Genomic DNA, 14073 nt, shown 5'->3' on the forward strand with positions numbered 1-14073 from the left:
GTAAACTGTTCTGAGCCGTGAAAGGAATCTACCTCGTTTTTGTTAACTGTAAACTAAAAATACTATGGTATACCTATTGAGGAAAAGTTTCAGAGAGCCACAGCGTAAACCAGGAAATCTTCCTGAAAAAGCCGGGTTCCTGAGAAAAAATATATGTAACATTTGTATTAATACATTGGAGCTTACAAAATAGGACATAATATTATAAAATGACAAGTATTATATAGATATTATTTTCCTGTTTTGCCGAAAGAATCTATCTCAATAAAACAAAGACTGAGGGATTATATTATTCGAAAATGTCCGCTTTCTGGATACTACTTTGAGAGACGGTGAACAAACACCTGGCGTTGCCCTTACAAAGGACAAGAAGCTTTTAATCGCCCGAGCGCTTGATGAGATGGGAGTCTCGATAATTGAGGCCGGTTCTGCCATCACTTCCAAGGGTGAAAGAGAGTCTATCAAGGCTGTTGCAAATGCAGGGCTTAAAGCTGAAATTTGCAGCTACTGCAGGATTGTAAAGTCCGATGTTGACCATGCTCTGGAATGCGATGTTGACTCTATCCATCTTGTAGCACCTGTTTCGGACCTTCATATAAGGACGAAAATCAAAAAGGACCGGGATGCAGTACGGCAGATCGCAGTTGAAGTCACGGAATATGCCAAGGACCACGGCCTGATTGTGGAATTGAGCGGGGAAGATGCCTCGCGTGCAGACCCTGAGTTTCTAAAGGCCATCTATGCCGACGGAATAGCTGCAGGCGCTGACAGGTTATGCTTCTGCGATACTGTAGGTCTTCTGGTACCTGAAAGGACAACCAAAATTTTCCGGGACCTGACTTCCTCGCTGAAAGCACCTATCAGCATTCACTGCCACAACGATTTCGGTTTTGCAACTGCGAACACGGTTGCTGCCCTGGCTGCAGGGGCAAAACAGGCCCACGTAACTGTTAACGGGTTAGGAGAAAGAGCTGGAAACGCATCCCTTGAAGAAGTAGTAACGAGCCTGGAATGGCTCTACAAGTACAATACAGGTATCAAGCATGAGATGATCTACCGGACTTCAAGGCTTGTAAGCCGGCTTACAGGAATTCCCGTATCACCAAATAAGGCTCTTGTAGGTGGAAACGCATTCACTCACGAAGCAGGTATTCATGTCCACGGTCTTCTTGCCGATAAGGCGACCTATGAGCCGATGAGTCCGGGATATATCGGAAGGCAGCGTCAGATCGTACTTGGAAAACATGCAGGACGCAGCTCGATTACTCTTGCCTTAAAGGAAATGGGGCTTGTAGCTGATGAGGCCCAGACCGAAGAAATTTTCAACCGGGTCAAGCAGATGGGTGACCAGGGAAAACACGTAACTGATGCTGACCTGCACACTATTGCAGAAACCGTACTTGATATTTATAAGGAACCACTGGTAAAACTGGAAGAGTTTACCATTGTGTCCGGAAACCGTGTGACTCCAACGGCATCGATAAAACTTAACGTAAAAGATAAAGCTATAGTACAGGCAGGAATCGGAAACGGGCCTGTAGATGCTGTAATCAACGCAATCCGGAGAGCTGTAAGTTCCTGTGCGGAAGATATTATCCTTGAAGAGTATCATGTAGACTCGATCACTGGTGGAACCGACGCCCTTGTTGAAGTAAGGGTGAAACTTTCCAAAGATGGAAAGGAAGTTACTGCAAGCGGAGCCAGAACGGACATAATTATGGCCTCCGTAGAAGCTGTAATGAACGGCATGAACCGCCTTATCCGGGCCGAGTGATTTCAGAAAATGAATTATAAAAATTTTTCAGGAGGGCTGTTCTGTCCTCTCCTCTTTTTCCTGCTGGAAAAATTCTTGAAATCACGCACCGCTGATATTTCTGGATCAGGAAAAACCTTATCCATTATATAACATGATCGATTATGATATATTTACAAAATTAATAACTAGAAAATGTGAGTGTGAGAGATAAATATTTTTAATGAACACACCCTTACTGGAAATGTACTCATCTCTAGGTGAGTGCCCAGTAAAATCACCGTTAAGAAATAAAAAGGAGTTAAATAATGACAACCGGGTCAACAGAAAAAGTTAATGGCGCAAGGGCTCTGATCAAGTGCCTGGAAAAAGAAGGTGTTGACACCATCTTCGGATATCCAGGAGGGCAGATCATTCCCTTCTATAACGAAATTTATGATTCTAATCTGCGCCATATACTTGTGCGTCACGAACAGGCAGCAGTTCATGCTGCGGACGGGTACGCCCGTGCGACTGGAAAGACCGGGGTCTGTGTATCCACTTCAGGTCCCGGAGCAACCAACCTGGTAACAGGGATTGCTACTGCATATATGGACTCAGTACCTATTGTAGCCTTAACCGGCCAGGTTCCGACCTTTCTGATAGGTAACGATGCTTTCCAGGAAGCCGACATTAAGGGAATTACCCAGCCCATTACCAAGCACAACTACTTAGTACAGGATGTAAACGAACTCCCGAGAATCGTAAAAGAAGCCTTCCATATTGCTTCTACCGGAAGGCCTGGCCCGGTATTAATTGACCTTCCAAAAGATGTACAGAACGCGGAGATCGACTTTTACTATCCTGACAAAGTAGAGCTTAGAGGATATAAGCCAACTTACAAAGGCAACACCCAGCAGATCAAACGAGCCGCCGAGGAAATTGCAAATTCCTGCATGCCTATTATATACGCAGGTGGCGGTGTGATAAGTTCCAATGCTAGCGCCGAGCTTGTAGAGCTGGCTGAGACAATTAACGCTCCGGTTACGACTACTCTTTTGGGAATCGGTGCAATTCCTACCGAACACCCTCTGCATGTTGGGATGCTTGGAATGCACGGGACCAAATATGCGAATTATGCAATTCAGGAATCCGATCTCATTATTGCCGTGGGCGCAAGGTTCGATGACCGCGTGACCGGAAAACTTGAATCCTTTGCACCCAACGCAAGGGTTATCCACATCGATGTCGACCCTGCAGAGATCTCAAAGAATGTAAAGGTCCAGATCCCAATTGTCGGAGACGCAAAACAGGTACTTAAGTCCCTTAATAAATATATCAAGCGCTGCAACTCCGAAGCATGGATTGAAAAGATAAAACAGTGGAAGAAAGAATATCCACTTACCTATCAACAGATGTCACCTGATGTTGTAATGCCCCAGTTTGTCATCGAGCAAATCTCTGAGGCTTGCAAGGATGCAATTATAGTTACTGAGGTCGGACAGCACCAGATGTGGGCTGCTCAGTTCTTCAAGTATAAAAAACCCCGAACTTTTATTACATCAGGCGGTCTTGGCACGATGGGCTACGGTTTCCCTGCAGCCATAGGAGCAAAGGTCGGCAAGCCGGATAAAACAGTTATCAACATTGCAGGCGATGGTTCTTTCCAGATGAACTCTCAGGAGCTTGCAACTGTAGTCCAGAACGACATTCCTGTTGTTTCCGTGATCCTCAATAATGGTTATCTGGGCATGGTCAGGCAGTGGCAGGAGCTGTTCTATGACAAACGGTATTCTCACACATTTATTAAGGGCAGTGTCGATTTCGTCAAACTTGCCGAGGCCTATGGGGCTCTTGGACTGCGTGCGGAAAGGCCGTCCGAAGTAAGACCTGCAATCGAAGAAGCTGTTAACTCAGGTAGGCCTGCTGTTGTTGATGTGATTGTTGAGTGCGAGGCAAACGTTTATCCTATGGTGCCGGCAGGGGCTGCAATTAATGAAATCCTTGATGTGGAAGAACATGCAGACACTCCCTGCGCCATGCCAAATTTGCGTAAGGCAAAAACTGATAGAGTTCTCGACCTGGAGGAGCAGTAATGAAACATACACTGGCAGTCCTTGTGGAAAATAGGTCAGGAGTCCTCTCAAGGGTGGCTTCGCTCTTCTCAAGGCGCGGATACAATATCGAGAGCCTGGCTGTTGGAGTCACTGAAGACCCAAAAACCTCCAGAATGACTATAGTAGTTGATGGAGATGACCATGTTCTCGAACAGGTTACTAAACAGCTTAACAAGCTCGTTGATGTGATCAAAGTTTCTGATATCGGGGGAGACGAAGCCGTAGAAAGGGAACTAGCTCTTATTAAAGTTGCAGCTGACGTGAGTGCGAGAACCGAAATTATCCAGATTGCGGATATTTTCAGGGCAAGGATAGTGGACGTAGCTCCTAAATCCATAACTGTCGAAGTAACTGGAGACGAAGCCAAAATCCAGGCAATTGAAAAACTCCTCAGGCAGTTTGGGATTAAGGAAATGGCCAGGACAGGTAAGATTGCTCTGGTCCGCGGCCCAAAGAAGGTTTAAATAATAAGGGCAGGTAAAGAAAGGTAGCTGCTTAATTATTTTTACAGATTGGGGCAGCCGGGGGCGTTTTAACCCCCCAAAGCTTCACTAAGAGTAAGCCTGAGGTTTCAGGCCTCTGCTAAAACTTCAAAAGCTGCCCTATCCGAAAAAAGCAACTTTCCATGAATCAACTCAAGTCGACTTAATTCACAGGGAAGTGAACGGATTTAATAAGGATTTAATAATAATATGCTTCCCACAAAATATTAGGAGCTTTGCTCAAAAACTGAAAAATTCATCAGGAGAATCTAATATGGCAAATATAATTTATGATAATGAAACTACTTTTGATGCACTTAAGGACAAAACTATCGCAATAATGGGCTACGGAAGTCAGGGTCACGCTCACGCCCGCAACCTCCATGAGTCAGGGCTTAATGTTGTTGTTGGGCTCAGAAAAAGCAGTTCAAGCTGGGCAAGAGCCGAGAATGACGGCCTGAAGGTCATGACTGTGGCAGAAGCTGCAAAAGCTGCAGATGTTATCATGATCCTCCTTCCGGACGAAAATCAGGCATCTGTTTATTATTCTGAAATCGCACCAAATCTGGAAGCCGGTAACGCACTTGCTTTTGCACACGGTTTTAATATTCACTACAACCAGATTGTCCCCCCGAAAAACGTTGATGTTTTCATGGCTGCTCCCAAGGGCCCTGGTCACATTGTCAGAAGAACCTATACCGAGGGTATCGGGGTCCCGGCTCTGATTGCAGTCTACCAGGATGCAACCGGAAACGCCAGGGAAATTGCTCTGTCATATGTCAAAGGTATCGGTGCAACCAGAGCAGGAGTCTACGAAACTACCTTCCGTGAAGAAACCGAAACCGATCTTTTCGGAGAACAGGTTGACCTTTGCGGAGGACTTTCATCTCTTATCAAGACCGCTTTTGAAACACTTGTTGAGGCAGGATACCAGCCTGAGATGGCTTATTTCGAAACCTGCCATGAAGTTAAGCTCATTGTTGACCTTATCTATGAAGGCGGGCTTGAGAGAATGTGGCATTCCGTTTCCAACACCGCAGAATACGGCGGTATGACAGTCGGCCCCAGGATTATTAATGATGAGTCCCGCGAAGCCATGCGTGAAGCCCTGAGAAGAATCCAGAACGGCGAATTTGCCAAGGAATTCGTGCTCGAAGGCATGGTCAACCATCCCGTACTCAAAGCCATGGAACGCCAGGAAAAGGAACACCAGCTTGAAGTTGTCGGAAAGCAGATCCGTGCAAACATCCCCTGGCTCAACAAGAAGATTGATGATGACTGATTCTACAGTAATTAACAACCTGTAGACAGAAAATTCATAAATCTGGAAATCTAAAACTCAATCCGGAGGGAAAGTAATGCCAGTAAAAGGAGAAAGCAAAGTCATTAACACTATCCTTAACAGACGGAGCGTCCGGGAGTTTACGGACAAAACTGTTAGCAAGGAAGATATCAGCATAATCCTGAACTCAGGGCACTGGGCTCCTTCCGGATTGAATAACCAGCCCTGGCGTTTCATTGTTATTCGGGACCGTGAGACCATCCAGAAACTCTCGGAATGCACGCATTATTCAGGTATCGTGGCAGGAGCTCCTCTGCTTATTGCGACTTTCCTGGATAATGAAACTTCTTATAACAGGACAAAAGACCTCGAAGCAATAGGGGCTGCAGTCGAGAATATGCTCCTCACCTGCTGTGATCTCGGCCTTGGCGGGGTCTGGCTTGGAGAAATCCTTAACCAAAAAGAGAAGGTCAACTCCATTCTTGACTGTCCTTCCGATCTTGAGCTAATGGCAGTTCTTGCAATCGGAGAACCGGTTCCAAAAGAAAGGACTTCAACACGTAGAGCTCTCTCCGAAATAGTGTTTGATGAAAAGTACGGCCAGAAATGGGAAGAGTAAAACATCCTGAGATTCTCAGGTTAAGTTTCCTTTTAATGATTTTTAAATATTAAATACAAAAGGATATTTTAATATTATTAAGGATTAAGTTTATAAGCTATTTAGCACTATAACCAGCCAGTTAACTGATTATGGTTTTATCTGTTAACGAACTGATCTTAACTTTTTCATAGTGAAGGTCTGTAGTGTAGAGGATATCACTGGAGCCTCCGGAGCTCCGAACCTGGGTTCGATTCCCAGCAGACCTGTTTTTTAAAAAATCTGGTAAGGTCTGGTTTTATTTTTTATATTATTTGCCGGGCAGAAAGTATAATACTGAAATAAAACAGAATATAAGTTAGAAGGTGTAATTTATGGCTAGAGGATTTAATCGTCGCTTCCTGCGTGCTGGAAGAAAGATATCTTTAATTCAGTTAATTCTCATAGCGATAATACTGTATTTTTTGCTGCGTATACTTTTGCCGCTTTTGTGGACTCTGTTTTTGATTGTCGTTCTGATTATACTCTTGAAAGTAGTTCTGGAAAACTTCTAATTAATTGTTGACTCATTTCAGATATTTCTGAACTTCTGGATGTTGGAACGTTTTATCTAGTATATCGATTCTCAAATATATACATAATAATAAAATAAATACAGTTTATGACACAAATATTATTTTAAAGTCACATGGAGTAACACGGAAAACGCAGCCTGTCGCATAGTGATTCGCTCTGGATATTACAACCTGGATATTACAACCACGGAAAACACGGAAAGCACGGAAGAAGCACGCCTTTACTACTGATTTCCGTGTCTTCCGTGCTTTTTGCCAGCTTCTCAACAACTGGGTCATATGGACCTATATCAGACTTATCGTATGTCCTCTAATCCCGCAGTTCTCGTTCTAAATGATTTCTTGAGGCTCTTTTTCTATATTCTCAAAATCTAGAAAATGGTAACATACTTTTAGATTTTATCAAACATTCTTATCGGATTTAGGTGTTCATCTATACAACGATTTGTGCATCTCTAATAAATTTTATCATGACTACGTTCAGACGACCTCGATGTTGTAAAAGATGCAGGGAATCTTTTTATTGGAGAATTGCTTTATAATTTCCAATGTTTCTATAGCTTTATTCTTTATGCCCTTACGAGGAAACTCATGTAACTAAGAGGAATTGGCGTGAAAAACAGGAGATTTTTTCTAAATTCCATATATAGCATGTTTTTGGGTTCAACAATTCTTGATGTAAATAATCCTTTCAGAACTTTTTTTTATAACTATATAATTATAAATATAAAAATACAGTTTAAACTATTCCCAAATATGCCTGAAAAATGAATAATGTTTCATAGTGTTTAGTAAAAAGTCATAAATTTCAAGGAGATGTATACACGTTATTTGACCAATATCTGTCTATTAAGAATAATAATGAATTTTATTATGATCTCCTCCAGGTGACGCCATTGTTAACACGAGAATTAGGGATCTTTTTATTGGTAGGTTTTCTTCTTCTTGCAAGTGTTCCTACAGCTTTATGCGCAACTAGCTCATCAATAGTGTACGTTGCGGGGGATGGCACTGGAAAATATAACTGTGATGGAAAAGACGATCATATACAGATAAATCAGGCCCTTAAGTTTGTAGCTGGTAACTCTAAATACACCACTGTCCACCTCAAAGGTCCTTTTACATATGTTATTGACGATACTCTTTTAATCGGTAGTAATACTATTCTTGAAGGGGATTCAAGTGCTGTGATCAAACTTGCTAATAATGCAGGCTGGGTTGCAATGAAACCCTTGATCAAGCAGATGAGTAATTCCGGGAATAATAACATTGTAGTAAGAGGTTTCAAGGTTAATGGAAACCGTAAAGGCAATTCCAAAGTTTCGTTGGGTGGCGGGTACTATAATATAATGTACTTCACTAACTGCAACAATATAAAAGTATACAATATGTATATGTATGATGGTCTCGGCGATGGTCTGAGGGCAAATTCCTGTAAAAACATTCAGTTTTATAACAACAAGATAGACAAACTGGGGCACGATGGCCTGTTTGCTATTCGTAGTCAGTATGTACAGGCCTGGAAAAACAGGATAACCTGCAGGACTAACAGCGGTCTTAGAATCTGGAACTCAAACGGTGTAAGACTCTATGGTAATGTGATTGACTCTTTCTATGACTGGACTGCAGGCGGTCCGGGGATTCAGATAGAAAAAGGCGGGACTGGTACAGGTACTATGGATAATATTAGTATATACAATAATGTTATCCATAACACCTATGGCCCTGGGATCTGGATTTTCAATTATGATACTACTTCTTCTAGTAAAGATCTTGGAAAAAATATTCGTATTCACCATAATGTCTTTTACAGAACAGGCACCAATCCCAGCATTAAATGGGTTGGCGGTATTGTAATTAGTGGATTCCACAATACTTACATTGAAAATAATGTCTTTGATGGCATATATCATGTGGCTATTGCCAATTTGTATCCAGAAAATTATTCTCCAAATTACGCGTCTACATCTCCATACATAACAATTGCCCGCAACAATATAATTGTAAATACCCTGAAACGTAAAAAGAGTCCAAGTGGGACAGGGTATGGTGTGATGAATTATCTTATCAGTAACAACCATAAATTATATATGCAGTATAACTGCCTCTACAAAAACGCAGTAGGAAATTATAAAAATTGCACATCGAAAACTGACATCTATGTAAATCCACTATTTGCGAGCCAGACAAAACATGATTACCATCTGAAGTCAAAAACTGGAAGATGGAATGGAAAAACCTGGGTTAAAGACACAGTAATCTCTCCCTGTATTGATGCCGGACATCCATCGTGGGGTTATTCTCAGGAACCGAAACCCAACGGAAGCAGGATTAATATAGGCAGGTACGGAAATACAATATATGCATCAAAATCAAAGAGTTAACGCATTATATCTGCGTTACTCCTTTTTTTGAGTTGGAAAATTCTCCCTTGAATTTGAAGAGGATACTGAAAAAGAAATCCTGTAAATTCTTAAAATTTGAAAACAAAACATGAATTCTGAATAAATTGTACTCTTTTCCCGGAAAGGAAAAGAGTATTTCAAATCAGTAATTTCTAGAGCTCAGATTTCTAGAGCTCAGATTTCTAGAGCTCAGGAATAAAGCGATATTATTTATAAAACGTCTTTAAAGTTGAGAGCATCAGGTTTCGGAAAAGTCCTTCGGTTTCCACCTTTAAAGAGTCGTCATTCATACATTTTACGGCTTCTTTTAAGGGCTCTTCCGAATCAAGCACTTTTTGTATGGTTTTTTCATCGGTTTCCACTGTAATGGAAGGCCCAAACTTTGAATTTGGATCAGTAGGAGTTTCATAGCTGTAGAAATCTCTTATTTTTCCTCCTCCCATAAGTAAGGTCACGTAAAGCATCTCGCCGTTCTCAAGTTTGATTTTCCCGGCAATTTCCTCACTGGCCACAAGTCTTTGCAGAACTTCAGGAACTTTATCAAAATTATTGTTATAAAGCTCGGCTTTTGCACTCAATTCTGCAAAGAGAGCATTTTCGGTAGTAGTATTCTCTGGAGCATTATACAGGTCGGCTTCTTGGATATTGCCTGCATTCGAGACCGCTCCTGCTATCGGGACAAATAAAAGCATAACAAGAATGAAAAGACTTAAAACTCTGGTTTTGCTGCAAGGAGACATAGCTGAAAATAAGAGGCAGGTATATAAAAAAGTTATTGATACAAATATTACACTGAAGTAGGACAAAAAAACTAGAAAATAAGACTTACTCAGTTGAACTGAAAAATCAACAGCATCCGATCATTAACTGTCTAAAGCTTAACTTTAATACACAGTCTTTGACGTAATTGAGATTTTATTCCTCAAGTAAGTAAGTCCTGTGAAGTCATTAGATATTTATCCAAAGTAAAGTTAAATTGTGTATGAAACAAAAAATAAAGAGAAAACGAAAAAAATAAAAATGGAGGTTATTATTAGATATTGAGCCCGTTTTTGGAGGCCTGAAAGACAGGCAATAAAAATGAATTAAAGCAATAAACTCAATTAAATTTGCTTTAACAATTAAATATTGTACCAGGAATTATATAAAGATATCTTTTTTGCTCTTCGCCATTTCCTATGGATAAGATGATTTTCAATTCAAAGCCGCATTGGTTTTTATGAGAACATCATGAGGATAGTCACACAAAACAAGAAAGTGTCTCAAATTTGCTGTAAATTTGAAGTCAAGTTTTTGCGTACTATGGAGAAAATTAATTTTTCGATATGTAATTTTCTACCTAATAACTTCTTGAGATTTATGATTTTACAGAAAAATTGGCACACTGTCAAACAAGCAGAACTTTTTTCTTTGTAACTAAATTTTCGATCCTATATTATGATTTTTGGCTCTTTGCCTTCCTATGGATAAGATGATTTTCAATTCAAAGTCGCATTGGTTTTTATGAGGACATTATGAGGATAGCAACACAAAACAACGAAGAGCCTGATTGAGCAAAAATTAAAATCAATATCAATAGACATGTTTTGATAAACTGAATAATTACGTTAATAGTTAGACATTTTGGTAATATAAAATATATAGATGATTATCAGTTGTAATTTTTGGAATTCAATCGGTGTGAAATTAACGATTGGAATCAAAAATCCCGAAAACAGGAGTAAAAGATATGGTGAAAATTCGTATAGCCAACGGCTCAGAGTTGCACAATACGGAATTAAAACGAATAGCTGATGATATTGCCAATCAGGCTGGTCTTGCAATGGATAAAATTGCTTTAAATTATTCAGCACCAAATGAGTTTCTACTCCCACCTGATGGAGACTCCTTTGAGTCAATCTTGAAACCAGCTTTTTACAGACTTTCGAATGATAAAAAACAAGCTTCGTACACGCAAGCTAAATCTCGCTTGAATGCTGACCTTCCTTTGAGAACAGCACGTTTGCATGAACTGGCAGAAATTGATCTTCGAAAAGCAGAACCAGTTGAACATCTTGCTAAAACGTTAATTCGATCTGAATCTGTCCGAATTACACCAGAAGATATTTTGAAAGAACAAGAGGCAATCCTCAATACTGAAATACATACTCCTCAATATGCAGAAGGGTTCATAAAAAGCCTTGAAAACAGATTCCTGTCTGTAAATACTCTCCCGGAACTTTCAACATCTGTAGATTCTTTCTCGGAACTTCCAAAAGAAAATTTCCCTGATATAAAGACAAATAAGCAGCGTATTGATGAGAAATACAACTCAATGGGTGGTGAAAACGGGGTTCTTGGTAAGCAATTGGACTATCATGACAACATGGCTCACTATGAACATGGGGCCATTTATGCGAACGGAATGAATGTCGTTGAAGTGCATGGTAACATCTGGAGTAAATACTCTGCGCTTGGGGCAGAAAAAAGTGTTCTTGGTTACCCGATCACAGATGAAAACACGACACCTGATAAAATAGGAAGATACAACCATTTCCAGGGTGGTTCAATATATTGGACCCCAAAAACAGGTGCACATGAAGTTCACGGTAATATTCGAGAAAAATGGAAGTCATTGGGCTGGGAAAAAAGCGTTCTTGGTTATCCAATCACAGATGAAAGCACGACACCTGACAAAATAGGGAGATACAACCATTTCCAGAATGGTTCAATATATTGGACCCCTAAAACAGGTGCACATGAAGTTCACGGTGCTATTCGAGAAAAATGGGAGTCATTGGGCTGGGAAAAAAGCGTTCTTGGTTACCCGATCACAGATGAAAACATGACACCTGATAAAATAGGGAGATACAACCATTTCCAGGGTGGTTCAATTTATTGGACCCCTAAAACAGGTGCACATGAAGTTCACGGTGCTATTTGGGATAAATGGAAATCGTTGGGCTGGGAAAAAAGCGTTCTTGGTTACCCGATCACAGATGAAAGCACGACACCTGATAAAATAGGGAGATACAATCATTTCCAGAATGGTTCAATATATTGGACCCCAAAAACGGGTGCACATGAGATTCATGGAACAATCCGTGACCTTTGGAAAAGTCTTGGCTGGGAAAAAAGTAATTTGTGCTATCCGATTACAGATGAATTAAACCTCCCGGATGGTAAAGGAAAATACAGTCGGTTCCAAGGCGGTGAAATTCACTGGTATCCAGAAATTGGAGCCTACCAGGCATCACCTAAAGCAATTACTACGTTGACCTTGCGTTGCGTTTCACTACATTGCATCGATGAGACCAACCCAGAATATTTAGGAAGCGATGAAATGAGAATGGCAGGCTGTCTTTTCGATATCAGTTCAGCTGGTGAAAAAAGCTATAAGTTCGGAAAGATTGACCTTGAAGACGGCTGGGATGACAACGAGTGGAATAATTGGACAAGTCCACCCCATTTAATTTCTGTTCCGATTAATACCGATAATGTTTGGCCTAAAGGGTATCTAGCCACTTGCATTCTAATTGAGTCTGATGGCGGTGATTATTCAGAGGAATTAAATAAACTTGTAGATAAATTAACGCCTATTGTCAAAGAAAAGCTTGAGCAGGCTTTAGAGAGTGCAGGTGAAGCATATTTAGGAGGCATAGGTGCGGTCATTGGGCATGTGTTAGGGCAAATGGTCGGTTATATAATTGAGAAGATCTTTAGCTGGTTTAAAGGTTGGTGGAACGACGATCCATTCCCACCGGTGACTGTTTCCTTGCAAATACCAGGCCCTGATGCCTTGTTCCCCGGAGGATTGTATGATTCTCCAGATGTTTATGGGAACGTAGGGGGCTATGGTGGACAATACGAATTTTATCTGGACTGGAGAGTCTCTTAACGGTTCGGTTGCAAAAATTCATAATCAAAGTTGCGCTGGCACACCCCGTTGCAAGCAACGGGGTATGTTCACGCCACAGCTGCAAATTCCGTTGAAAAAAATAATAACCCTAAACAATTTAGTTTGAGCAGGAATTAATAACCGAAAATGGAATTGAGAAATCATATTTAGGACTTACGCAGTTGAAATGAAAAATCAACAGCATCAGACCATTAACTGTCTAAAACGTAACTTTAATTCACAGTCTTTGCTGTAATTGATTTTGTTCCTCAAGTGCGTAAGTCCTAATATTATCATCAACGGTTACCGGGGAAGTTTTTCATCCCCGCAGTAAGCTAGTGGGGTATTCGATTGAAATAAATTGGATATAATCGGAAACCGTAAATCAATTGCTGAAAAAAGCTGTCAGATAAGCAATAGCAAAATACCGTCCGAATTTCCCAAGGAAAACCAGGATAGAAAAGTATCGAAAAGGAAGCTGCATCAGCCCGGCAACCATGGTAATCGCGTCTCCGATACCTGGCACCCAGGTAAAAAGAAGAGTGTAAAGACCATATTTTTTAAAGAGCCTTTCACTTTTCTCAAGCTTCTCCGGAGAAGGAGAAAGGAACTTCTCAAGTATCGGACGCCCTTTAAGCCCGAGATAATAAGTTGTGCACGATCCGAGATAATTGCCTGAAGTCGCTACCAGAACGACAGCAAATGGGTTAAAGCCCTGATAAATGAGAGCGACTACCAGTGCTTCCGATCCTAACGGCAAAACCGTGGAAGCTAGGAAGCTAAGGACAAAGAGGTTCAGATAACCATAATTGGTAATAAAGGAACTCAAAGCTTCAAGCATTCAGTTCTACAATCGTAGTTCAGTATTTTAAGCTGTCGTCTAGACCATCAAATCAAACACTATTTTGTAGCATTTCTGCATCTAACTAAGAATTTTCAGTCAAAGCAAAAAGGAATTCCAATCAGGATTAAAACAGAAAAAAGAAGTGGAGAGCCAGAAATCCG

Annotated in this window: 9 protein-coding genes and 1 tRNA gene; 8 read left to right on the top strand and 2 right to left on the bottom strand. The window is 40.9% G+C overall.

Going from position 1 to position 14073, the window contains the following annotated elements; all coding sequences use genetic code 11:
* Nucleotides 1-286: 286 nt before the first annotated feature.
* From MSKOL_RS05235 to MSKOL_RS05265, 7 genes are all read left to right on the top strand, one after another.
* A complete protein-coding gene (locus MSKOL_RS05235; protein ID WP_082091038.1) occupies nucleotides 287-1774 on the top strand; it encodes a (R)-citramalate synthase in 1488 nt (495 codons plus the stop codon).
* Nucleotides 1775-2061: 287 nt separating this feature from the next.
* On the top strand, nucleotides 2062-3828 hold the full coding sequence (locus MSKOL_RS05240; protein ID WP_048154141.1) for an acetolactate synthase large subunit: 1767 nt from the start codon (nucleotides 2062-2064) through the stop codon (nucleotides 3826-3828).
* Nucleotides 3828-4313 carry an acetolactate synthase small subunit gene (gene ilvN / locus MSKOL_RS05245; protein ID WP_048118983.1) on the top strand — a complete coding sequence of 162 codons (486 nt, stop codon included), beginning with the start codon at nucleotides 3828-3830 and terminating at the stop codon, nucleotides 4311-4313. Before MSKOL_RS05240 ends, ilvN begins: the two co-directional genes overlap by 1 nt.
* A gap of 292 nt (nucleotides 4314-4605) precedes the next feature.
* Complete coding sequence (gene ilvC, locus MSKOL_RS05250) at nucleotides 4606-5613, top strand: ketol-acid reductoisomerase (protein ID WP_048118985.1); 1008 nt, start codon at nucleotides 4606-4608, stop codon at nucleotides 5611-5613.
* Between the two features lie 76 nt (nucleotides 5614-5689).
* Nucleotides 5690-6232, top strand: coding sequence for a nitroreductase family protein (locus MSKOL_RS05255; protein WP_048154142.1), 543 nt, complete (start codon nucleotides 5690-5692; stop codon nucleotides 6230-6232).
* Between the two features lie 176 nt (nucleotides 6233-6408).
* Nucleotides 6409-6480 (top strand) — tRNA-Arg (locus MSKOL_RS05260).
* Nucleotides 6481-7712: 1232 nt separating this feature from the next.
* A complete protein-coding gene (locus MSKOL_RS05265) occupies nucleotides 7713-9170 on the top strand; it encodes a right-handed parallel beta-helix repeat-containing protein (RefSeq protein WP_231592459.1) in 1458 nt (485 codons plus the stop codon).
* Nucleotides 9171-9397: 227 nt separating this feature from the next.
* Here the strand turns inward: MSKOL_RS05265 and MSKOL_RS05270 are convergent, their stop codons facing one another.
* Nucleotides 9398-9931, bottom strand: coding sequence for a hypothetical protein (locus MSKOL_RS05270; RefSeq protein ID WP_048158168.1), 534 nt, complete (start codon nucleotides 9929-9931; stop codon nucleotides 9398-9400).
* Between the two features lie 953 nt (nucleotides 9932-10884).
* On the opposite strand from MSKOL_RS05270, the gene MSKOL_RS18675 reads away from it, so the two are divergent.
* Nucleotides 10885-13068 carry an LGFP repeat-containing protein gene (locus tag MSKOL_RS18675; RefSeq protein WP_197078839.1) on the top strand — a complete coding sequence of 728 codons (2184 nt, stop codon included), beginning with the start codon at nucleotides 10885-10887 and terminating at the stop codon, nucleotides 13066-13068.
* A 385-nt stretch (nucleotides 13069-13453) separates the two neighbouring features.
* Here MSKOL_RS18675 and MSKOL_RS05280 read toward each other — a convergent pair whose 3' ends face one another.
* Complete coding sequence (locus MSKOL_RS05280) at nucleotides 13454-13909, bottom strand: YqaA family protein (protein ID WP_048119019.1); 456 nt, start codon at nucleotides 13907-13909, stop codon at nucleotides 13454-13456.
* Between the last annotated feature and the right edge of the window lie 164 nt (nucleotides 13910-14073).

Origin of the sequence: Methanosarcina sp. Kolksee, assembly GCF_000969945.1 — an archaeon.
GTDB classification, from domain to species: domain Archaea; phylum Halobacteriota; class Methanosarcinia; order Methanosarcinales; family Methanosarcinaceae; genus Methanosarcina; species Methanosarcina vacuolata.